Source organism: Paenibacillus sp. FSL H8-0104 (assembly GCF_038050215.1).
Lineage (GTDB): Bacteria > Bacillota > Bacilli > Paenibacillales > Paenibacillaceae > Paenibacillus > Paenibacillus amylolyticus.
In genome coordinates this window covers 1,593,644-1,615,017 of sequence record NZ_JBBOTC010000001.1, presented here as the reverse complement: position 1 = coordinate 1,615,017, position 21,374 = coordinate 1,593,644, and the positions used below count along the sequence as shown (strand labels likewise).

Sequence of the window (21,374 nt, the reverse complement as noted above, 5' to 3'; positions counted from 1 at the left end):
AAAAAACCTCTGAACTGTCTCCGAGTGTGTTCGGATTAGTCCAGAGGTTTTTGTACATTCAGTCTATGGATGCTGCTCATATCACTTACGCATCGTTTTCTTCAGAATCGTTCTCTGATTTGTTCTCAGGTTTGTAGCGATAGTCGCCTGCATCCTTGCTTTCCTTGGATTTGCGGTAACGGGTGAACTCAATATATTCGCTGATAAAAGACTGTTCCACAGTCGATAATTCACTTTCTTGGCAATTCAATTGCCGCAAAACGTCAAAAAAATAATCCTCCCGTTTTTCCCGCACCATCGCTTCTTTCGATGGACGTCCAATCATGAGCCAGTCGAGGCTCACATCAAAAAACGAAGCAATCTCAATTAACTTATTCGTACTCGGAATAGACTTGCCACGTTTCCAATCACCCAGATTGCCTGTGCTAATCTTCAGCTGTTGGCAGAAAGCCTTCTTGGTCATTCCTCGTTCGGCAATCAGGTGTTCAATTCGCTCATAGATCGACTGCATACAAGAACCGCCTTCCAACCGTAATAATCAACTCATCTGCTTGAATTATACCACATTATTCCTGAATGCTCAGCCTTTATATGCCTGGAACAGGATGAGGTATATCGTATAACACAAAGATAGACTCCCATGAATGATCATAGAAGTCTATCTTATGTTGTTGCTGTGATGCGGTCGAGAGGACTCGAACCTCCACGGGTATACACCCACTACCCCCTCAAGATAGCGTGTCTGCCATTCCACCACGACCGCATATTCAATTGTAAAAATGGTGAGCCATGAAGGGCTCGAACCTTCGACACCCTGATTAAAAGTCAGGTGCTCTACCAACTGAGCTAATGGCTCTTGCTGTAAACTTCACCGGATGTGCCATGCTTCATTCTTGTCTATAAGAGCAATGACTTTGAGGATTACTCATCGAAAATGTAGATCTCATGAGGTGGTGAAGATATGACCCGTAGGGGATTCGAACCCCTGTTACCTCCGTGAAAGGGAGGTGTCTTAACCCCTTGACCAACGGGCCTTAATAACAAGTTGTCTTTCTTGGCGACAAGAATGAGTATACCACAGGACAATTTGAACTTGCAATACTTTTTTTGAAATTTATTTTTCAAGCCTTTTTGTCCATTGCATACTGTTCTTCTGAGCCCCGTTATTAGCCACCTCCCGTTCATGCCAATGTCATCCCCGTGCAGGAACAATGTAAACCACCCATCAAAACACTTATAAAAACTTACGTTCACTTATAATATTGCAAATCACATTAAGAATACTTATAATTAAAGTATCAGTATAAGTACGGTCATCCATACACTCGGAGGTGACATGTTTGTTTCAAGAAGAACGAATGCAGCTCATTGTTGAACATCTACGCAAACACAATCGCATCTCAGCCGATGATATTGTCGCCTTGTTTGATGTATCACGGGATACTGCACGCAGGGATCTGATTAAGCTTGAGGAACAGGATGCCATTATCCGAACACGTGGCGGCGCGATTCTCCCCCCTCCTCCGCAAGAATTCAGATCCTACAAAGACCGTTTACTCGATGTATCTGAGGAAAAGAGAGCCATCGGCAAACTCGCTGCGGCCATTGTAAGGCAAGGCGAGATCATTATTTTGGACTCTTCCACGACTGTGCAGGCCTGTGCTGAGAACTTAGACGGCAAATCCTGTACCGTCATTACCAATTCGATTCATTCCGCTGATCTTCTCTCCAATCACACTGCTGTCCAGATTCGTTTGCTCGGAGGCAAAGTAGATAAGGAACAACGTTATGTCTACGGTACCTCTGTTATCGAGACCCTCTCCCACTATTATGTAGATAAAGCCTTTATCGGAATTGGCGGTATCACCATGGATGGCTTCAGTGCTTCCGAAGAGGAAGGGAAAATTAAACACCAAATGATGAAAGCTGCCAAGAAAGTTGTCGTTCTTGCAGATCAATCCAAGTTTGATAGACGTTATGGTTATCGTTTTGCCGACTGGTCATTGGTGGATGTATTGATTACGGATCAATGGCCAACCAAAGAATGGCTTGTTTTTCTAGCCGAACAACAGGTTGAGATTCTCATTCCTGAACCAACAGATGATAAGGAGTTGTAAATATATGAAATTATTTGCCACAGATTTAGATGGAACTTTGTTGAACATAGATAGCCAGATTAGCCCGGAGAATGCCGCAGCCATCCAAAAGGCCCAGCAATCCGGTATGAAAGTTACCATTGCAACAGGACGTGTCTATTCCGATGTTGTGACCATCAGCCGCGAAGGCGGAATCAAAACCCCGATTATCGGCTCCAACGGAGCGACAATTCATGACGCAGACGGTGAACGTCTATTCCATCTTCCGCTCGAGCGTGACACAGCAGCTTCCGTCATGCAGTGGCTGGAAGATCATGATGTCTATTATGAGGCTTCAACGCAACAAGGCATCTATGCCCCGCGTAGCAGTCATGAGACCTTGCTCGCCGAGATGGAACGTGTTCTTGGTTCGAACCCTGGTGAGGACATTGCACGCATGATTCGCTCCATCAAGAAACACTATGACAAAAAAGACTACCACCGCGTAAACAGCCATCTCGAAATTCCGGCAGAAGCCTACATCTATAACATTATGGCCTTCTCCATGAATCCGGACAAAGTAAAAACAGGACGAGAATACTTCGCTTCCCGATCCGATGTCGCTATGGTTGTATCCTTTGAGCATAACTTCGAAATGCAGCACCCGGACGTATCCAAAGGTAATGCCCTCACCAAACTGGCGGCTCACCTGAACATCTCCATGGAAGATACAGTAGCGATCGGCGATAACTTCAACGATGTCTCCATGTTAAAAATGGCAGGACTCGGCATCGCCATGGGTAATGGCGAACCCGAAATCCAGGCATTAGCCAAAGCCATAACGCTGACCAATGTGGAACACGGTGTTGCCCATGCCATCGAGTGCCTGCTTGAAGGTAAACCGGTATCCCGTCCAGAAACGATTGTCGGAGAAGGTCAGTAATTGGACCCATACTGAATTAAGTACTGAACCTGCATGATCACCTGTTGATCCATGCAGGTTCTCTTCATTTTAACTCCGCAGATCGAACGTGAGGCACGTCCTGTAACAAAATAATCAGTTGCTCGCCCCGGTATGAACCCGGTAGTTGCAACGTGAACTCAAGCACAGTCTCTTCCACGGAGTCTGTGCTTGTTTGCTGTTCAGTCTTAAATCCGATGACCGAGATCTTCTCCTGTCCCAGCAGTGCCAAAACAGTCTTCAGGGCCTCTCCCTCATTTTGCAGATGGATGGTTAACGTCTCTGTTCGAGCGGATACCAGCCAGCGTGTAGGTCTATGCAGTAACATCTGTGCCACGACAATAAGCAGTGTCACGCCCGCACCCGTCCAATACAGACCTGAACCCACAGCAAGTCCCATGCCTGCCGTAGCCCATATGCCAGCCGCTGTGGTCAATCCCCTGACCGTGTGCCGCTGTGTGAAGATCATGCCCGCTCCAATGAACCCCACACCGCTAACAACTTGTGCAGCGATCCTTGAAGGGTCAAGAGACAGATTGTCCCAGCCAGCCTGATCCTGGAATCCGTATTTCGATACAATCATCATCAGGGCAGCACCAACGGCGACCACAAAATGAGTACGGATTCCCGCTTCTTTCATTCGATTCTTGCGCTCATATCCGATTAGCACACCACATATTCCAGCTATGAGTACACGCATCAAATATTCCACTTCCATGCACATCACCTCTTTCATTATGTATATGCTTACATGAGTCTATCTTTACTATTACCCAATCTTTACATGACTAATAAAGAACTTCTACTCAGGTCAATTCTCTGCCCGGAAATTTTCCCCTTGTCTCTTGCCCAATCCGAAATAATGTCTGAAATTATATATCAGCGGATGCCATTCCTCCGGATTAATTTTGTTCGGTCCAGATATTAGTCTGGTGTGTGCGTGCACCTTCAACGCTTTCACTTCAACAATCGCCATGAACGGTGTATGTTCGGGAATACGTATGTGTTGTACAGCTGCTTCAACCTGGAGCGGACATTCAACTATTTTATCTGGAGCCACCTGAACCGAGCATTCAGATGTCAGTCCAGCTACAGTGAATTTATCATGACAATATTCATAGCCCATCTTCCTTTTCTCCTCAGGAACCGGGGTGACTCCCGTATAACGACCCAATGCCTCAACCTGTTTCCACATGGTCGCATCCGGCAGATTAATTACACACTCCGGGTGTCGACTCAGATTTTCATAGGCTTTGCCGTGTGTCCCTAGACCGAGAACCAGACAATCCCCCAGTGCCCAAGACGAGGATAATGGTGACAGGTTGGTTGATCCATCCTCATTTAATGTGCTTAGCAGCACTACAGGCGTACCATAATATAAAATACTGGGATTAATCGTCTCATGTTGAATCACTTCTGGACTCGCGGACAACTGCTCTGTAGCAAAGTCCTGTTTCGTTATCTTTTTCATCCTGTACCTCTCCTGTTCCCATTCCAATAATTTATAAGCTCAATCTGACCCCTATGGGACGATACAACTCGATTGTAATACAGTAATAGTTCAGGTATGATCGAAGTATGAATGTATATCCGAATATTACTGTTATTGCGTCGTTAATCGCTGATCCAAGCCGCGCTATTTTTCTGTCATCCTTACTGGATGGCCGTGCGTTGCCTGCAGGAGAGCTTGCTCATATGGCAAGTGTCACTCCCCAGACGGCAAGCAGCCATCTAGCTAAACTCGTAGAGGGAGGATTACTCGAAGTTGAACAACAAGGACGCCATCGATACTACCGTCTTGCAAACAAAGAAATTGCTAATCTGATTGAAAGCATGGCCAGTATTGCCCCGCCTGTACAGATCCGCTCTCTCAAACAATCCGATCAGCTTCAACAACTGAGTCATGCACGGACCTGTTATGGTCATCTGGCCGGGAAATTGGGAATCTCGCTCTGTGAAGCCTTAGTACAGAAGGGGTATCTTTCAGAGCCCGAAGAGGCACACAGCAAAGATTATCAAGTTACAGAGAAAGGAATACAGTGGTTCACTACGTTTGGAATTGAACTTCAGATGAAGCCGGGATCACGCCGTGCCATCGCTCGCAAATGTCTGGATTGGAGCGAACGCCGTCATCATCTCTCAGGTATGCTTGGGGAACAACTCAGACATCGGTTAGCGGAACTGGACTGGATTCGTCAAAAAACAGGAAGTCGCTCTGTCGAAGTAACGGAAGCAGGCAAGAAAGGTTTATACGAGATGTTGAGCATTTCACTTTAGGCTGAAGCGTACACCAGGGATAAGCAAAGATCAGTAAACGCAAAAAATCCCCTTCACACTGACCGTTAACCGGTCTAATGTGAAGAGGATTTTTTGTGCAATCAGAACGGAGAAAGAGGAGTACTCTCACTTCGTTCGAGACTGCGAAGTATTGCTAACGAAGCTTATGCTCCGATGAACCTTTAGGGTTCTCATCCCTTTGCAGAGAAGTTTAATTCAGAACGGAGAGAGAGGGATTCGAACCCTCGCACCGCTTACGCAGTCTAACCCCTTAGCAGAGGGTCCCCTTATAGCCACTTGGGTATCTCTCCAAGAAATGGCTCCCCGAACAGGGCTCGAACCTGTGACAACTCGATTAACAGTCGAGTGCTCTACCAACTGAGCTATCAGGGAAAATTAACTTGAATAAGATTAATCTACCATGATTAATAATCCAAGTCAACATCCCTTCCATCACTTTCTTTAATACATTGAACGAAACGCACATCAGATATTCTGAAGCCCCAGTTTTCCCGCACAACGACCACAACGGTAACGCTTCGGATCTATTTTCCGTTTGCGCAAATATTCCGTACCACAGCTCTTGCACACCAGCTTATAACGATATGGCAACGGCTTTCTGCCTTTGCCGTCAGGAAGCGATTGGCAGTAACGCGAGCCGCCTACCTTCTGCAATAAAGCCTTGAATTCCGGGTCACGATGCTGATAGCCGCGCCCACGAATATGCAGATGATAGTGACACAGCTCATGCTTGATGATTTTCTCAACCTCATCTCGCCCATAGGCTTCGAGTTGATGCGGATTGATCTCAATCCGGTGACTTTTAAGCATATAACGCCCACCCGTCGTGGTCAGGCGACTGTTAAACAACGCTTCATGGGTGAACGGCACTCCGAAATGATCCAGTGATACCTGTTCAATCCATTGTTGCAATTCCTCATTTTCCATCGATATCCTCTCCTTGCACCCCCTCGGAGCATTTGTTTTTCCGGTATAATACTTGAATTTTAACCGTTTCGTAGGCTACACTGTCAAGTAGAATGTATGAGGGGAGATTATTACTCGTTATGCCTACAATGCGCTATGTCATCCTGCAGCAGGAACAACACTTGCAGTTCGTGGAAATGCCCGCAGATTACGCCTATCAACTCAGTGCGCTCAACCTGCGCCTGCACAAGGAAATTGATAAACTCACTGCAGCAGATGTCCCTGTCCTGCCTTGGGCGATCGCCGAATGTGACAGCCTCGATCTCCTAAACGAAAATCTTACTATCATCGGTGGCCTTGATTATATCAATGCGCTTGAAGAATCTTTTGCAGTATTACGTGAAAGCCATTATCCCTTGATTTCTCTGCTTACCGAAATCCGAGCTCTTCAGGCCCAATTGGAACAATGGTATGAAGAAGAGATGGAAGCTCTCTAATTCACCACAGTTATCATTTTATAATGATGAGAACAAAAAGCACATCTCCCTGAATTGGGATTTGTGCTTTTTTTTGAGTGAACAAGATTGATTTGCCGGAGGCCTCCACTTATCCCGCACAGTCCAGGCTATTGCCACATATGCTAACGTACAGATGAATTATGCAAGAGGAGGAGATACCCTTGCCTCAATGGCTTTGCAATCAACTGATGCGTGCATTTCACAAAAAGGACAGCCGGCAAATCAAGTTGCTGAACGAATGCTGGTTCTTTTATCGTAACAAACCAGCAAATGGCACACCACGCAGCGCGGAGAACGAACTTTAAGAGGTAGTTCATAAAAGTCTGCATTGGATTACGAAGGATGGCCTTTTGAACACGCACTTTAAGAAAATGCACATATTGCCCACCGTACTTACTAGAGGAATTAGAACGGATAACGGGACTATTACTGTCGACAACAAACAGCCTTCCTGGTTAGGGAAGGCTGTTCTCCAATCCTACTATTTAAGAAGACTGTTGCGCAGAAGCAGGCTTCTTCATCGTCAGGCCGACACGGCCTTTTTTGGTATCCACACTCATAACCCAGACCGTTACATTATCCCCGACAGACACAACGTCCATCGGATGTTTAACATACCCATTGCTGAGCTGTGAAATATGGACAAGCCCATCACTCTTGATCCCAATATCAACAAAGGCACCAAAATCAATAACGTTCCGAACCGTACCTTGCAGCTCCATGCCTTCCACCAGATCCTCAATTTTCAATACATCTGTACGGAAGATTGGCAACGGCATTTCTTCACGCGGGTCACGCCCCGGACGCTGCAAGCTGTCCAGAATGTCACGCAATGTAGGCACACCTACGTCCAGTTTCACAGCCAATTGTTCTGGCTGTTGCTCTGACAGTAATACCGACAGTTCCTTGCTGCCCAGCTTGTCCAGTGCAACCTGAAGCTCCTTGAACAGCTGATCCACTACCTTGTAAGACTCAGGGTGAATAGGTGTACGGTCCAGCGGGTTCTCTCCCTCACCAATACGCATAAATCCTACGCACTGCTCATAGGTTTTGGCACCCAGACGTGGCACCTTCTGAAGCTGACGGCGGTTCGTAAACCGGCCATTTTCTTCACGGTACTTCACAATGTTTTTGGCAATCGTAGCGTTAACTCCGGCAACATATGACAGCAACGAAGGTGATGCTGTATTCACATCCACACCCACATGGTTAACTGCGGATTCCACGACAGCCTTCAGGCTTTCTTCGAGAATCTTCTGGGATACGTCATGCTGATATTGACCCACGCCAATGGCTTTTGGATCAATCTTAACCAACTCCGCCAGCGGGTCTTGTACCCGGCGAGCAATGGAAGCTGCACTGCGCTCCGCAACATCCAGATCAGGGAATTCTTCCTGGGCCAGCTTGGATGCAGAATATACACTCGCGCCTGCTTCGTTAACAATCAGATACACAAGACTTTCATCACCGTTCTCCTGAATGATCTCGGCAACAAATTGCTCTGTCTCACGTGATCCGGTACCATTACCAATGACGATTAGTCCGATATCATATTGCTTGATCATCCGATGGAATACTTCGGCAGCTTCACGTTTCTTGTTGTGTGGTGGCGTTGGGTAGGTCACAGCCACTTCCAGCAGTTTGCCCGTATCATCTACTACAGCCAGTTTACAACCGGTACGATAGGCCGGATCGACACCCAGCACACGTTTGCCGTGAATCGGCGGTTGAAGCAACAGGTTACGCAGATTGGCCGAGAATACCGATATGGCCTGATTTTCACCTTTTTCCGTAAGTTCTCCCCGAACTTCTCGCTCGATGGAAGGCGCAATCAGCCGCTTGTATGCATCTTCAATCACATCACGCAGGATATCCTGCACGGCAGAAGCACCACGAATGATCTGTCCTTCCATATGGCGATGGGCCGGTTCTGCCTGTACGTCCAGGCCGACTTTCAGAATACTCTCACGTTCACCGCGATTAATTGCGAGAATACGGTGTGGAGGCATTTTTTTGGCTAATTCGCGGTAATCATAATAATTCTCGTACACGGACTCCTCTTGAGCATCCTTCGCTTCAGAAGTCAGCATGCCGTGATCCAAGGTGTACCGACGAATCCAGGCACGAATGGCAGCATCATCTGCGATGTTCTCCGCGAGAATGTCTTTGGCTCCCTGAAGCGCTGCCTCCGCATCTTCTACACCCAGTTCAGCATTGATATATTTCGCAGCTTCCTGGAGTGCATCTCCTTGTTTGGGTTGACCCCAGATCCATACAGCAAGGGGCTCAAGACCTTTTTCCTTGGCCACACTGGCACGCGTTTTCCGCTTCTGACGGTAAGGTCGATACAGATCTTCCACTTCCTGCAGCTTCACAGCTTGCGTAATGGATTGCTTCAGTTCTCCGGTCAGTTTGCCCTGTTCCTCTATAATACGGATGACTTCCAATTTGCGATCCTCAAGATTGCGCAGATAAACAATGCGTTCTTCAATCGATCGCAGCTGGTTCTCATCCAGCTCTCCAGTCATTTCTTTACGGTAGCGGGCGATAAATGGAATCGTATTGCCTTCGTCCAGAAGCTCCGACGTTGTGCGGACCTGCTTCAAGGACAGTGACAGTTCCTTGGCTACCTGTTTGATGATTCGTTCATGGCGTTCTGCCTTTATTGTTTCTTCATTGGGTTCCAGAACCGTTTCCTGTTCAGACAAAATAAATCCCTCTTTCCTTCCTGAATCGTTCGTTACAATCATTTCAGGGCAGCTTTGCTGCTGTAATTACAGTATAGTTGAACCATTTGTTTCTTCCACTCTACCCTATATTATCACAGAATCACGTCCAGATTTCCATCAATCCGCAAGCATACAAGTTCTGACAGAATGATGTCATCCTCCAGCCTTCCCCATTACGTCAAAAAAAGACCGAAAATCGTCATCACGACGCTCCTCGGTCCTTCCTTACTTAAAACTTTAAATACAATAGCAATCTAATAAGTGAAACTGCTCATTTACACGATAACGGAGAGGACAGAAAAAACCTGAAAAAGCGAAGCGTTCGCCTTTATCTCCGGATTTTCCCTTTGAGAAAAGGGAATCAAAAAATCTGGGGATAACAGCGATTGGAAGGTTGTTCTGTCATCGGAGTATCCATGTAAATAAAATGCAGTTCACTTATCTAGACGCGCTCGAACCGGAACATTTCGCTCAGATAGTCTCCTGATGTGCTGCCTACCGAAATACCGCCATACATGAGGGCATCACCGGTAAAGGTCTCTGATCCGCCTTTCAGACGGTAATCCGCATTAGGGTCCAATCCTTTCAGCTTCAGGCGCTGAAGTGGCGCATTGGGCTCAGAGAGCACACGGAAGTAGAATACAACAGCTTTGCTTCCGTCCGGTGCAATAAACATCCACGCCGTCTCATTGCCTTCAAACGGACTGAGCAAACGGCGGAATGTTCCATATTGAACCGTTCCACGAATCTCCTTGTACAGCTCAACCTGGGCTTTCACGATGTCGTTCTCTTCCTCCGTGAATTTTGTCAGGTCCAGCTCGTACCCAAAGTTGCCCGACATCGCAACATGTCCCCGAATCTCAAGCGAAGTGATCCGGTTGACTTGATGATTCGGTACCGCTGAGATATGCGATCCCATGGAACTCACCGGGTACACAAGACTCGTACCGTATTGAATCCGAAGACGGGATATAGCATCCGTGTTATCACTTGTCCACGTCTGTGGCATGTAATACAGCATACCTGGATCGAAGCGGCCACCACCACCTGAACAACTTTCGAACAGAATGTTCGGGAACGCCGAAGTGATTCGTTCCATAACGTCATACAGCCCCAGCATGTAACGATGCGCTGTCTCACGCTGTCTATCTGCCGGAAGCAACGCAGAACCCACTTCCGTCATATTGCGGTTCATGTCCCATTTCACATAAGTGATTGGTGCAGAACCAAGTACGTCTGTTAACATGCGTACAATCTCATCACGTACATCCTGACGAGAGAAGTCGAGTACCAGTTGTTGACGCCCTTCTGTCCGGCGACGATCAGGCACATGCAGACACCAGTCCGGATGCGCACGATACAGCTCACTGTCTGGTGAGATCATCTCAGGCTCAAACCACAATCCAAACTGCATATCCAGACCTGTTACGCGGTTAGCCAGATCATCCAGTCCCTGTGGCAATTTGTTCTTATCTACAATCCAGTCGCCCAGCGAGGAGTTGTCACTGTCCCGGTGTCCAAACCAGCCATCATCCAAGACAAACAGCTCAATACCCAGCTTCTGTCCAGCACGAGCGATCTGTTCAATCTTATCTGCATTGAATCCAAAGTAGGTTGCTTCCCAGTTATTGACCAGAACCGGACGTTCCGCATTGCGGAACTTACCACGCGCAAGACGCTCCCGATACAATTCGTGGTAGGACTGAGACATACCATCCAGACCTGCATCCGAATATACCATAACCGTCTCAGGTGTCTGGAACGCTTCCTGTGGATCCAGCTTCCAGCTGAACTCGAACGGGTTGATCCCGAGTGATACACGGGTGGTGTGGAACTGATCCACTTCAGCCTGTGCGGTGAAGCTGCCACTATAGACGAGACTGAATCCGTAAACTTCACCTTGGTCTTCATCCGTGCCAGGTGTCATCAGCGCAATAAATGGATTCTGCTGGTGACTGCTTGAACCGCGACGGCTCTCAATCCCTTGTAGTCCTGACGCAAGTGGTCTGCGAACGATATCACGTTCCCGTGTCCATGCACCTGATAATTGCAACAATTCATAATCAGCATGCGGGAAATCAACAGAAGAACTGAGCGCACGCACCACATTCACTGAGGTAGCGCTCTCATTAACGATACGCATGGAGCGTGTAATCGCATTAAATGCTGTAAAGGCTGTATAAGAAAGCTCGATCTTGATACCAGCAACGCGGTCTTCCAACTCAATAACCAGCGTCTCCGCTTCATCATCGGATTCAACATACGTTGCTGGCAGTCCAGTAAGCGCTGTCTTTCCTTTGACTAATCGATGGCCTGTATACGTAAACTCCGAAACCGTTGAGCCATTCTCAAGTTCCAATTGGATTGCCGGATTACGGAAATCACTCGTGCCATACACTGGCAATTCCACTGGTAACGTATCGAATGAGATCGTACGATCCTCTGGCACCGGGTTAGGACTAAAGGACGCTCGTTCTGTACGAACATGCAGCCAGCTCAGATCGGTGTCGCGTAATTTTTTGCCATAGTACAAATGCACCAAATATCCTGAAGGCAGTACCTGAAATACGTAACTGGCCTCGCGGGTCTGTAAATGAAATTGAAGTTTCTCCTGATTGATGTAAATGCTCATATGTCTCCTCCACCTCTATATATAGGTCTTTCGGGTAAACGGTTTCTCAGGTTTCATTATAGCGAAAAGATCGCCAATGTTCTACGCTTTCATCAAGCTTTAATCAAAAGAGCGCATAACAGCCCGAAGGATGTCATACGCTCTTTTGGTTACAGTCTGAATTCAGTGTGTTCCCTTACAGGAACATCCATTGCCAACGGACGGCAGGGCAGCGTACAAGACGCTGGTTGCTGCCTAAAAATCGATTAAACCAAGGCTGATCTGTAAGGCTTCGTTGACCAATTTCATGGTCTCCTCGTCCAGATGGGTAATCTTGTCAGTCAGCCTCTGTTTATCAATCGTCCGTATTTGTTCGAGCAAAATAACCGAGTCCCGGTCAAAGCCGTGTGCCGCCGCATCAATTTCAACATGCGTTGGCAGCTTTGCCTTCTGGATTTGGGCGGTGATAGCCGCCACAATACAAGTTGGACTAAACCGGTTGCCGATATCATTCTGGATCACCAGAACCGGCCTGACTCCACCTTGCTCGGAACCGACAACGGGAGAAAGATCCGCAAAAAAAACGTCACCACGTTTTACGATCAATGTCTACACCCCGCTAACTAAGCGGTCCAGAGTGCTGTCCGCATCTTCCTCCGCATGAAAGGCTTCGGATGCCATGGTCAGATTAATTTTTGCCATCTCCATGTACCCTCGCTGCATCGTTTCACGGATGTAACGTTTCTTACGCTCCGTTAAATACAGCTTCATAGCCTGCCTAATCAATTCGCTGCGGTTGGAATTCTCCAGCGCTACGATGCCATCCACTTCCTGCAAAAGATAATCAGGTAAACTGATCATGATCCGCTTGGTGTTCTGCAAGTTGGCCACCTTTCTTCCACCCCCACAAACCTTTCGCCATTGTGAACCAGTATTACGTTTTTCCAGAACTTTTATACAAAGGAATATATATGCCCCGAGTATATCAAGTATGCTGTACTCCATTATAAACACGGGGAACAATATTCGTACAGACCAAACATCTCAATTCAGGAATTAAATCCTTACCGTCATACATAATTCGAGATGCTCCGACAGTTTTCCTTCTGTTCTGAAAAAAAGTTTATTGGGAATGACGTCCAGTTTACCTGTCAGGATGTCAAAAGTGGATTGATTCTGGCGACTGTTGCTCCCCCGCGGGTATATACCCGCGGAATGCGGTGCGCCATCATGCAGATCACTTCATAAGCAATCGTACCGAGCTGAGATGCCACCTCGTCTGCGGTTATTACGCCACCAGACTGATGACCGATGAGGACAACCTCTTCGCCGACTTGAATTTCTTCCGCCTCTTCCGCGAAAGATTGTAACGACACCATACACTGATCCATGCAGATTGTACCGACGACAGGGACGCGGCGTCCGCGTACAAGCACTTCTGCTTTACCTGTCAGCATTCTGGAGAATCCGTCTGCATATCCGATCGGCAGGGTCGCTATTCGTTCGTAACCTTGCGTAAAATAACGGGTTCCGTAACTGATCCCCCAATGGGGTGGCAGTGTTTTGACCAGAACCGCTTTTGTCTTCAGCGTCAATACCGGGGACAGCTTCACCACCTGATGATTCACCTCAGCCGAAGGATACAGTCCGTACAGGCTTATTCCCACACGTACCATGTCATAGGACAATTCCGGTGTATCAATGGCAGCGGCGCTGTTCGCCGTATGTATAATCGGGATGGAACATCCCTGATCCCTGAGCGCATGAACTACGCTTTGGAACCGTCTATACTGCTCCAGTGTATAGGTTTTGTCTTCTTCATCTGCTCTGGCAAAATGGGTAAACATACCTTCCAGCATCACCTGATTGAGCGAAGCTACTTCCTGAATGAAAGCCAATGCCTCATCGCCAGGCAACAGACCTAATCGGCCCATGCCGCTGTCGATTTTAATATGAACCTTCAGTTGGTTAGCGAATGTGCTCGCATCCAGATGTCGAATGGCGTCAAGCACTTCCCTGCTGAACAGTGTGACGGTCACATCATGTTGCCATGCAACAGCGATCCCTTCAGGCGGCGTATATCCCAGTACCAGGATTGGAATCGTAATCCCATGTTGTCGCAGTTCTAGAGCTTCGTCAAGAAAAGCCACACTTAAGTAATCCACACCCACTCGTTCCAGTTCCCTAGCCGTCTCCACCGCTCCATGTCCATAGGCATTGGCCTTCACACAGGCGAGGAATTTCATGCCCTGAGGCAATGCCTCGCGGAAAGCTTCTACGTTAGTACACAAATGATCCAAATTGATCTCCGCTTGGGTCGGCCGATATTGTCCTTGCACGTTAAGTCACCTTCTCTAATCATCTTAATCCGGCTCACGTCAGACTCCATCGTAATGCTCCAGCATGTGACTGTCAAATGAACCGAAGTTTCGCATCCAAAAACAGATGTAAGGTGCGCCTTTTGAAGAACAAATGCGAACACAGAAGAAGACCGATAAGCGAGATTAGCAGGGCAAAATCCCACTTTTCACCCAAGCAAAATCTGCTTATATCGATTATTTACCCGGTTCCCTCTGCGTAGAAGCGCATTTTGCTTTATTGAGTGTAACGGGTAAGAAAAACAGCGCTAAATGAATACCTTTCTTACATCAAAGCAAAGCACCGGAGAACAGGTCTCCGATGCTTCTTAGCATTCCTTATGTTTATGCTACTATTCGTTCATTTGTTCAAAAATCATTTGCCTGACTCTTCCTGCATCGATGTTGCAATGCGTACCATTTCGTTCTGAGGCAGGTCGGCACTGGTGATCCGATATTCTATGCCATCTGTCATCCATGTCAGAGTCTTCAATGCATCTCCGCTGATCATCCCCAGTGTGAATCCAAGATCTACTACACTGGATGGAGCAAGTGATACAGCTCGATCCTGTGGTCTGGCTTCGAATATCGTGTAATTATATGTTCCTTCATAACGAAGCATAACCGAATAGTCTCCCGCTTCTTCCAGAATCTGATCGTCCTTGAGCTGCACGCCTTCCGGCGCATAGGTCGGCTGAATCACGCCGAAGCTGTCTGCCCCTTCCGGTTCTGCAAGTGTCGGCTTTTCGCCTTCCTGACCTGTTGTAGCACCTTCTGTACCTTGCTGCTCTGTGTCACCACCTACACCCGACTGTCCATCAGTAACGGCTCCATCAGGTTCAGGCGCAGTCTGAGGATTGGCAGGTTCTTTACCGCCCTCACCTGTTTGCTCCGCAGGAGTTACACCAGAATCCGTTCCTGTTTGGCCGCCCTCTTTTGTAGCTGCTGTCATGTTACGTTGCATGTCAAAGGCGTCTTTCTCAAATGCAGCACCAAATTTGAAGGAATCAAACTTCACATCCACGACCACATTGGCATTGGAGTCGGATACCTCAACCTGTTTCGGTGCGTAATCACTTTTGTTCAGCCAGATCTTCTGTCTGACGAGTGCATGTGTATTATAATTGGCAGCTACATCAAAAACATAGCTCTCCTTCTCATCCGCAAACTGACGGGTTGTATCCCCCGTAATGCTCCGAATCAATGTTTCATAGAGATATACCTGTCCTTGATTATCTGGCCAATTGCTCTGAAAACGGAAGCTTTTGTTCTGGCTCGGTGTCAAAACAAACACGCCTTCATCGTTACGCAGTACAATCTGTGTTACATCCTTTTTTGCATTCGTTAACGCAATACGATAATAGGAAGGCTTCTGATGCCATACCTCGACCTTGTACTGCTGCGGCGTATCTCCGGTATGCAGCGTCATCACGCCTGCCCCCTGGTAACTTTCCATCTCTCCTACGACTTCGTTCAGATCTTTGACCACAGCTGCCGCATCCTTCTTCCCGCAGGCGGCAAGCAAGACCGATAAGACCAATACCATGGCAAGCATCCATGATATTCGGCGCATGACATCATCCCCTTTAGCACATGTTTTCACTTCAGGATTGTGCTTGCAGCAGAATCCCTACTTGATTAGTACATGTTATGAGGGACTTGTTCGATATATGCGGACTAGTTTGACAAGCAATCGGTGAAGTCCGTTAATACGGCATTGCTACGCAAAATCAGTCTCAGGGAGGATGTTAACTTTATCCAGAAAAGGCATAGTGAATTGTAGGAGATTATTCTTTTTATTGGATATTAGGAGGAAAAGGTATGACGACAACAAAGCTTAGCACATCACTGGAAGGAATGGATGAATTCATCGACGAGCAGCTTCAATTATGGAATGGTGTCGGCACAGCGGTGGCTGTGATCCATAAGGATGAAGTCATCTGGCAAAAGGGCTACGGTTATCGTGACATGGAATCCAAACTTAAAGTTACCCCTAATACGTTGTTTGCCATCGGTTCAAGTACCAAAGCCTTTACCGCAGCAACCGCTGCTCTGCTTGTGGATCAGGGGATACTCGACTGGGATACCCCTGTGAAGTCGTATATGAAAGACTTCAAGATGTTTGATCCGATCGCAACAGAACGTATAACTATCCGCGACATGCTGTGTCATCGTTCCGGTCTTCCAAGGCATGAGTTGGTATGGTACAACTCCCCGCGTACAAGAGAAGAACTTGTTCGAACATTACAGTATCTGGAGCCAAATCAGGATTTCCGAAACAAATGGCAGTATCAGAACCTGATGTACATGACGGCAGGTTATCTGGTTGGACAGCTCAATGAAACTTCGTGGGAGCAGATGGTTCAGAAGACTCTATTTAATCCGCTGGGTATGAACTCAAGTCTGTTCTCTGTTGAAAAAATGCAACTTCAGCCTGACTATGCTTACCCTTATATGGAGAAGGATGGTCAGAATACGAGAATACCTTTTCGAGCCATTGATGCCATAGGACCTGCTGGTTCCATTAACAGCAATCTAATCGATATGATTGCATGGCTTCAATTCCAGTTGCATCAAGGTCAATGGGAAGGAACGTCATTGATATCTAAGGAACAGATGAAGATTATGCATAGTCCTCAGATGCCCAGTGATTCGCCGTTTATAAGCCAAGAACTGCCTATGAGTACATATGGTCTGGGTTGGATGATTGAGCCTTATCGTGGACATGCCATGATTCATCATGGTGGGGCTATTGATGGCTTTGCATCACAAGTTGCCTTTTTGCCAGAGGAGCAGATTGGAATCGTGGTTCTGAGTAATACCAACGGAAGTATAATTCCCTATACGGTTGCTTTTCGTATCATGGACCGACTGCTTGGATTAGAACCCGTCAATTGGAGTTTCAAATTGAGAAAATTAATGGGGAAAGAATCAACAGAAACGGAGGCTAATCCGGAGAATCCTCTGGAAGTGCCTATTCAAGCAGACACTGCCGTTGAGGAAAATATTGAAGAACCTCACATCATACCTTGTGATCGCCCTTACACCGCTTATGCGGGTATTTACACGCATCCTGGTTATGGCGAGATGTCGATTCAAGAGACAACGGACGGGTTGCAAGCAACCTTTAACGCCATTGAAATGCCCATGGAATACACGGGGAAAGATACGTTTTCCGTCGAATTTGTGTTATTCGGTCTGAAGATCACGTATACGTTTACCCTCAATGAATCTTCAGAAGCTGCTCAATCCATCTCCATTCCTTTGTTGCTTGAACCGGGTTCAAAGCCTATTGAATTCATCAGGGTTTCGTAAATGATCTGAACCTATATAAATTGAACTAATGAATATATTTACACTGGTCACTCCGATGACAGAACAACCTTCTGATCGCTGTTATCCCCAGATTTTTTTGATTTCTTTTCATAAAGTGAAAATCCGGGGATAAAGGCGAACGCTCTGCTTCCTCAGGTTATTTCTGTCCTCTCCGTTTTGTATAAATGTTTAGTTCAATTTATATAGAAAACGCCTGATTCATTTCCGTTGTGGCAGCTAATCCTACCACAACGGAATATACACTGGATAACTCGTATCCTCTTCAGTGGCCCCAGGGCTTCTCTTCACCCACAATCTGCGCAGATCAGGCAGACCATACCCCGCAAGACGATAATCTCTCAGTGAATCATGATGGGCGTGTTCTTCCTTGAAGCTGTATGTGGGCAGAAGCAATGCCTCCCGAATCAGTCGATCTTCTAGCCGAATCAATCTATTCAACCGCTCCGCAGGTTCCTGGATCATGACCACTCGTCCACATTCCTGTTCCAGTTCATGTCTCCAGTAATCATTCATCGCAATCAGGAATAACGTGTTCTGGAAGGTGTACATCGTCACGAGACTCAGCACGACATGATCATTGAAGATTTCTCCTGTATAGATCAGATCACAATCCCCGAACCCATCTTGATAGACTGCATGGATCGGATCTCCCGGCATAATGTTGATATGTAGGCCAATCTGTTTACTTCTCTCTGCAAACCAGACCATATCTGCCTCCATCTTCTCGCCTTCTTCCACCCACAGACTTAAACTCTGCCCTTGATAAGAGCTATGACGCAATAATGCTGAGGCCCGCGCCAGTGAGGTCTCCACGGAAAGTTCAGGTACAGGTGTGACCGAACATTCTATTTGTTCCGATTGCTGTTTCCATGGCTCCCCTTGATCTGAACCCACCTTTAAAGGTTGCTGTACTCGTCCTCGAATCAGACTATAAGCAGCCTGCGTGTTCGTGCTTCCGAGCGCTTGCGACAACTCTTGCGCATTCAATAGCTGTTGAACAGCCCGGCGAAAATTCACATCATGCTGCGGCCCTTCCTTTTGCATATTAAACGTCATATACATGCCACCCTGCATCTCATGCTGCACGGCACGAGGCTCCGCATCCGGAAATATATTATGCTTGATGACGGACTCCACCCTCCCAGAATGGGGAAGTTGCCATATTTCAACGCGGTCAATATAGGCTCGACCTTGGAAGTAGGAAGGGAATACTTCCAACACAAGCAGCTTGGAATCATGACGTGTCAACCGATAAGGTCCTGTTCCAATCGGATGGAGCGGATTCATCTCCACATCTCTCGGCAAGATCGATGCAGACATACTGCTCATCAGATCCGGGAACATGAAGTTAGGCTTGTTTAACACAAAACGTACAGTCAATTCGTCCAACGTCTCTATGCGCTCAATAGATCCAAACAGAGGCCTGCACGGGTTACTATTGTCAGAGATAATGCGATCAAAGGTAAACTTCACGTCCTCTGAATCCAATATTCTGCCATGATGAAAGGGTATACCTTTGTGCAGATAAAAAATCCATTCGCTCCCCTCTGAATGACTCTCCCATGCCACAGCCAGAATCGGTTCACAGACCTGGTGTTCAGCATTATAACGAACCAAACGATCAAAAACCTCCGCAACAATAAAAACTTCTCCCCACATGGCCGTCTGCGTGGGATCCAATGTCTTAAAAGGGATATTCCGTGGAATCCGCAATGTATCCACTCGTCCTCTGTCCCCTCCATTCGAACGCAGACCAAATTGATGCTGCATTTGCTGCATCAGATGTTCTCTCATCGTAATTGGTAAGGTGGCGGCCAGTTCATAGGCGTCCTCCATCCTGTTCCCATCCAGGAGATGGTCAAATCGTTCACGCGCCACTTCAAGCAACGGGACACAAAATACCAGCATCGATTTTTTGCCTCTTCCGCGCTGCGGGTTCCACCTGACCCATCCATTCTCCTTGAATTTGTTCATAATGAGGTTCATATTGCGCATGGTACAACATAATAGATCGGCAAGTTCACCTACTGTTGTATATAATTCTTGTTCATCATGCACATGTGGAAAGTTTAATCGCAGTTGAATGTAATGTTCTGATACGTCCATATATGCCCTACCTTCTGCTAAAATACGAAATCCATCCGGATGCTTCTACAGTTTTTCTTCAGGTTTTCCTCCATTATACTCAGTAACATCAACATGACCAGTGGGAAGGAAGAAAAACGACTTATGAAATACGCCGATTTGCACCCGAACATCAGGATACGTATCATTACTGATTTTTTCACCGATCTGACCCAGAAGTCCATCATTCCATTCATGGCGATCTATCTGAGTATTCAGATTGGCGCAGGTTTGGCGGGGTTATTGCTGACGGTCAATATTGTGGCTTCCATGATTGTGGGATTGTGGGCAGGATATTGGTCTGACCGGATTGGACGGAAGAAATTGATGGTGATTGCACAAACTCTGCAGGTAGTGGCTCTATTTTGCTTGGCCATCGCCAATTCGCCGTGGATGGATTCGATCATTGTCACTTGCCTCATGTTTCTGCTCAGCAGTCTCAGTTCAGGGATCACCGTGCCGATTGCTAATGCTATGATTGTCGACGTGAGCAGTGAACATGAACGTCATTATGTATATGGGTTGCAATATTGGACAACAAACGTTGCTATAACTTTTGGTGCACTGATGGGCGGGCTATTTTTCGAATCATTTCGTTTCCTATTGTTCAGTCTGGTATGCCTTGAAAGCCTAGCTACCCTGTTTATTTTGATCTTTATGATTCGTGAAACAATGGATAAACGTGCATTAGATTGTGGTGAGGCTCCCATCCAGAAGAACATATTGAAAACGTACGGGGCGGTCTTTCAGGACAAACGTTTCATGATATTTTTCACGGCCACTGTACTTGCAGTCTCCCTGGAATTTCAGTTGGATAAATACATCGCTGTTCGTCTAAAAAATGAATTCACCGCCCAACTGTTCGGCTCAGATATCTCAGGTCTGCATATGTTCAGCCTGATCATGGTCATCAACACCGTAATGGTTGCCTTGGTTGCCATTCCATTCACCAGATGGATAGGTCGCTTCCAGTCCCGATCTATTATGACTGTTGGTATGCTCCTCTATACCGCAGGTTTCACCGTACTTGCTTTCAGCAACTGGGCCTGGTTACTCATCTCATCCGCTATATTGCTAACCATTGGAGAATTGATGTACGCCCCTGTTCGTCAGGTCATGCTCGCGGGCATGATTCCAGATTCGGACCGTGCTGCCTATATGGCTGCTGACGGGTTGAGTTACAACGCTGCTGCCCTTCTCGGCAGTCTCGGATTAACCATTGGAGCCTTTCTGCCCTCCTATGCGATGGCTGGTCTGTATATCCTGATGGGGCTTGGAGCGCTCGTCTTTTTCCGAATGTTACTTCGGAAGGCAGAGGATCAGAATCAACATCTGCCGTGTGCAGATGCATCTTGATTTCACTTTTCTGGAAACTTTTCTGAAAACAAGATAATCATCCTAGGGAGCCCAACTGGCTCTCTTTTTCATGTCCACTATCAACGTTTATAAGTAAATTATC

At 46.9% G+C, this 21,374-nt stretch carries 18 protein-coding genes and 5 tRNA genes; 7 read left to right on the top strand and 16 right to left on the bottom strand.

The features are described 5' to 3' along the window. Positions 1 to 85 precede the first annotated feature (85 nt). From NST38_RS07135 to NST38_RS07120, 4 genes are all read right to left on the bottom strand, one after another. A complete protein-coding gene (locus NST38_RS07135) occupies positions 86 to 511 on the bottom strand; it encodes a helix-turn-helix domain-containing protein (protein ID WP_076251530.1) in 426 nt (141 codons plus the stop codon). Positions 512 to 680: 169 nt separating this feature from the next. Further along, positions 681 to 763 (bottom strand) — tRNA-Leu (locus NST38_RS07130). Positions 764 to 780: 17 nt separating this feature from the next. After that, positions 781 to 856 (bottom strand) — tRNA-Lys (locus NST38_RS07125). A gap of 106 nt (positions 857 to 962) precedes the next feature. Beyond that, a tRNA-Glu gene (locus tag NST38_RS07120) sits at positions 963 to 1,034 on the bottom strand. A gap of 306 nt (positions 1,035 to 1,340) precedes the next feature. On the opposite strand from NST38_RS07120, the gene NST38_RS07115 reads away from it, so the two are divergent. Then, entirely contained in the window at positions 1,341 to 2,117 is a 777-nt protein-coding gene (locus NST38_RS07115) for a DeoR/GlpR family DNA-binding transcription regulator (RefSeq protein ID WP_076251528.1), read from the top strand. A gap of 4 nt (positions 2,118 to 2,121) precedes the next feature. Continuing rightward, complete coding sequence (locus NST38_RS07110) at positions 2,122 to 3,018, top strand: Cof-type HAD-IIB family hydrolase (RefSeq protein WP_036610865.1); 897 nt, start codon at positions 2,122 to 2,124, stop codon at positions 3,016 to 3,018. 64 nt (positions 3,019 to 3,082) lie between these two features. Here the strand turns inward: NST38_RS07110 and NST38_RS07105 are convergent, their stop codons facing one another. After that, a complete protein-coding gene (locus NST38_RS07105) occupies positions 3,083 to 3,754 on the bottom strand; it encodes an MgtC/SapB family protein (RefSeq protein ID WP_017690026.1) in 672 nt (223 codons plus the stop codon). 93 nt (positions 3,755 to 3,847) lie between these two features. After that, positions 3,848 to 4,507, bottom strand: coding sequence for a flavin reductase family protein (locus NST38_RS07100; RefSeq protein ID WP_076251526.1), 660 nt, complete (start codon positions 4,505 to 4,507; stop codon positions 3,848 to 3,850). Between the two features lie 107 nt (positions 4,508 to 4,614). Between NST38_RS07100 and NST38_RS07095 the strand changes: the two genes are divergently transcribed. Continuing rightward, complete coding sequence (locus NST38_RS07095) at positions 4,615 to 5,313, top strand: ArsR/SmtB family transcription factor (protein ID WP_076251524.1); 699 nt, start codon at positions 4,615 to 4,617, stop codon at positions 5,311 to 5,313. Between the two features lie 222 nt (positions 5,314 to 5,535). On the opposite strand, the gene NST38_RS07090 is transcribed toward NST38_RS07095, so the two are convergent. From NST38_RS07090 to NST38_RS07080, 3 genes are all read right to left on the bottom strand, one after another. Continuing rightward, positions 5,536 to 5,624, bottom strand: a tRNA-Ser gene (locus NST38_RS07090). A 6-nt stretch (positions 5,625 to 5,630) separates the two neighbouring features. Continuing rightward, positions 5,631 to 5,706, bottom strand: a tRNA-Asn gene (locus NST38_RS07085). A gap of 93 nt (positions 5,707 to 5,799) precedes the next feature. Next, on the bottom strand, positions 5,800 to 6,261 hold the full coding sequence (locus NST38_RS07080) for a SprT family protein (RefSeq protein ID WP_036669054.1): 462 nt from the start codon (positions 6,259 to 6,261) through the stop codon (positions 5,800 to 5,802). 119 nt (positions 6,262 to 6,380) lie between these two features. Here NST38_RS07080 and NST38_RS07075 point away from each other — a divergent pair, with 119 nt between their 5' ends. Then, on the top strand, positions 6,381 to 6,737 hold the full coding sequence (locus NST38_RS07075; RefSeq protein ID WP_047842018.1) for a hypothetical protein: 357 nt from the start codon (positions 6,381 to 6,383) through the stop codon (positions 6,735 to 6,737). A gap of 182 nt (positions 6,738 to 6,919) precedes the next feature. Beyond that, complete coding sequence (gene cmpA, locus NST38_RS07070; RefSeq protein ID WP_017690033.1) at positions 6,920 to 7,063, top strand: cortex morphogenetic protein CmpA; 144 nt, start codon at positions 6,920 to 6,922, stop codon at positions 7,061 to 7,063. Positions 7,064 to 7,243: 180 nt separating this feature from the next. Here the strand turns inward: cmpA and NST38_RS07065 are convergent, their stop codons facing one another. The 6 genes from NST38_RS07065 to NST38_RS07040 all read right to left on the bottom strand — a co-directional run bounded on the left by NST38_RS07065 (position 7,244) and on the right by NST38_RS07040 (position 16,028). After that, positions 7,244 to 9,466 (bottom strand): Tex family protein, encoded by a 2,223-nt coding sequence (locus NST38_RS07065; RefSeq protein WP_076216896.1) that lies wholly within the window; start codon positions 9,464 to 9,466, stop codon positions 7,244 to 7,246. Positions 9,467 to 9,929: 463 nt separating this feature from the next. Continuing rightward, on the bottom strand, positions 9,930 to 12,119 hold the full coding sequence (locus tag NST38_RS07060; RefSeq protein ID WP_076251522.1) for an alpha-galactosidase: 2,190 nt from the start codon (positions 12,117 to 12,119) through the stop codon (positions 9,930 to 9,932). Positions 12,120 to 12,353: 234 nt separating this feature from the next. Next, positions 12,354 to 12,704 (bottom strand): type II toxin-antitoxin system PemK/MazF family toxin, encoded by a 351-nt coding sequence (locus tag NST38_RS07055; protein WP_024630714.1) that lies wholly within the window; start codon positions 12,702 to 12,704, stop codon positions 12,354 to 12,356. A 3-nt stretch (positions 12,705 to 12,707) separates the two neighbouring features. Beyond that, the gene (locus NST38_RS07050) at positions 12,708 to 12,989 is read right to left on the bottom strand and encodes a CopG family ribbon-helix-helix protein (RefSeq protein ID WP_017690037.1); all 282 of its coding nucleotides are present in this window, start codon (positions 12,987 to 12,989) and stop codon (positions 12,708 to 12,710) included. A gap of 260 nt (positions 12,990 to 13,249) precedes the next feature. Further along, positions 13,250 to 14,437, bottom strand: coding sequence for an alanine racemase (gene alr / locus NST38_RS07045; RefSeq protein WP_036611187.1), 1,188 nt, complete (start codon positions 14,435 to 14,437; stop codon positions 13,250 to 13,252). A gap of 394 nt (positions 14,438 to 14,831) precedes the next feature. Further along, positions 14,832 to 16,028, bottom strand: coding sequence for an outer membrane lipoprotein-sorting protein (locus NST38_RS07040; protein WP_036611189.1), 1,197 nt, complete (start codon positions 16,026 to 16,028; stop codon positions 14,832 to 14,834). Positions 16,029 to 16,276: 248 nt separating this feature from the next. Between NST38_RS07040 and NST38_RS07035 the strand changes: the two genes are divergently transcribed. After that, positions 16,277 to 17,770, top strand: a complete 1,494-nt coding sequence (locus NST38_RS07035) for a serine hydrolase (RefSeq protein WP_076251520.1) — start codon at positions 16,277 to 16,279, stop codon at positions 17,768 to 17,770. 243 nt (positions 17,771 to 18,013) lie between these two features. Here the strand turns inward: NST38_RS07035 and NST38_RS07030 are convergent, their stop codons facing one another. Next, positions 18,014 to 19,897 (bottom strand): ABC transporter substrate-binding protein, encoded by a 1,884-nt coding sequence (locus tag NST38_RS07030; protein ID WP_076251519.1) that lies wholly within the window; start codon positions 19,895 to 19,897, stop codon positions 18,014 to 18,016. Between the two features lie 123 nt (positions 19,898 to 20,020). Between NST38_RS07030 and NST38_RS07025 the strand changes: the two genes are divergently transcribed. Continuing rightward, positions 20,021 to 21,271, top strand: a complete 1,251-nt coding sequence (locus NST38_RS07025; protein WP_076251517.1) for an MFS transporter — start codon at positions 20,021 to 20,023, stop codon at positions 21,269 to 21,271. The last annotated feature ends 103 nt before the right edge of the window (positions 21,272 to 21,374 follow it).

What these genes read in the sequence shown, in the direction of transcription:
- NST38_RS07080 (WP_036669054.1), bottom strand. Translation starts at nt 6,261, where the DNA reads ATGGAAAATGAGGAATTGCAACAATGGATTGAACAGGTATCACTGGAT.
- NST38_RS07100 (WP_076251526.1), bottom strand. Translation starts at nt 4,507, where the DNA reads ATGAAAAAGATAACGAAACAGGACTTTGCTACAGAGCAGTTGTCCGCG.
- NST38_RS07060 (WP_076251522.1), bottom strand. Translation starts at nt 12,119, where the DNA reads ATGAGCATTTACATCAATCAGGAGAAACTTCAATTTCATTTACAGACC.
- NST38_RS07095 (WP_076251524.1), top strand. Translation starts at nt 4,615, where the DNA reads ATGAATGTATATCCGAATATTACTGTTATTGCGTCGTTAATCGCTGAT.
- NST38_RS07030 (WP_076251519.1), bottom strand. Translation starts at nt 19,897, where the DNA reads ATGGACGTATCAGAACATTACATTCAACTGCGATTAAACTTTCCACAT.
- NST38_RS07025 (WP_076251517.1), top strand. Translation starts at nt 20,021, where the DNA reads ATGAAATACGCCGATTTGCACCCGAACATCAGGATACGTATCATTACT.
- NST38_RS07135 (WP_076251530.1), bottom strand. Translation starts at nt 511, where the DNA reads ATGCAGTCGATCTATGAGCGAATTGAACACCTGATTGCCGAACGAGGA.
- NST38_RS07075 (WP_047842018.1), top strand. Translation starts at nt 6,381, where the DNA reads ATGCCTACAATGCGCTATGTCATCCTGCAGCAGGAACAACACTTGCAG.
- NST38_RS07105 (WP_017690026.1), bottom strand. Translation starts at nt 3,754, where the DNA reads ATGGAAGTGGAATATTTGATGCGTGTACTCATAGCTGGAATATGTGGT.
- NST38_RS07040 (WP_036611189.1), bottom strand. Translation starts at nt 16,028, where the DNA reads ATGCGCCGAATATCATGGATGCTTGCCATGGTATTGGTCTTATCGGTC.
- NST38_RS07035 (WP_076251520.1), top strand. Translation starts at nt 16,277, where the DNA reads ATGACGACAACAAAGCTTAGCACATCACTGGAAGGAATGGATGAATTC.
- NST38_RS07110 (WP_036610865.1), top strand. Translation starts at nt 2,122, where the DNA reads ATGAAATTATTTGCCACAGATTTAGATGGAACTTTGTTGAACATAGAT.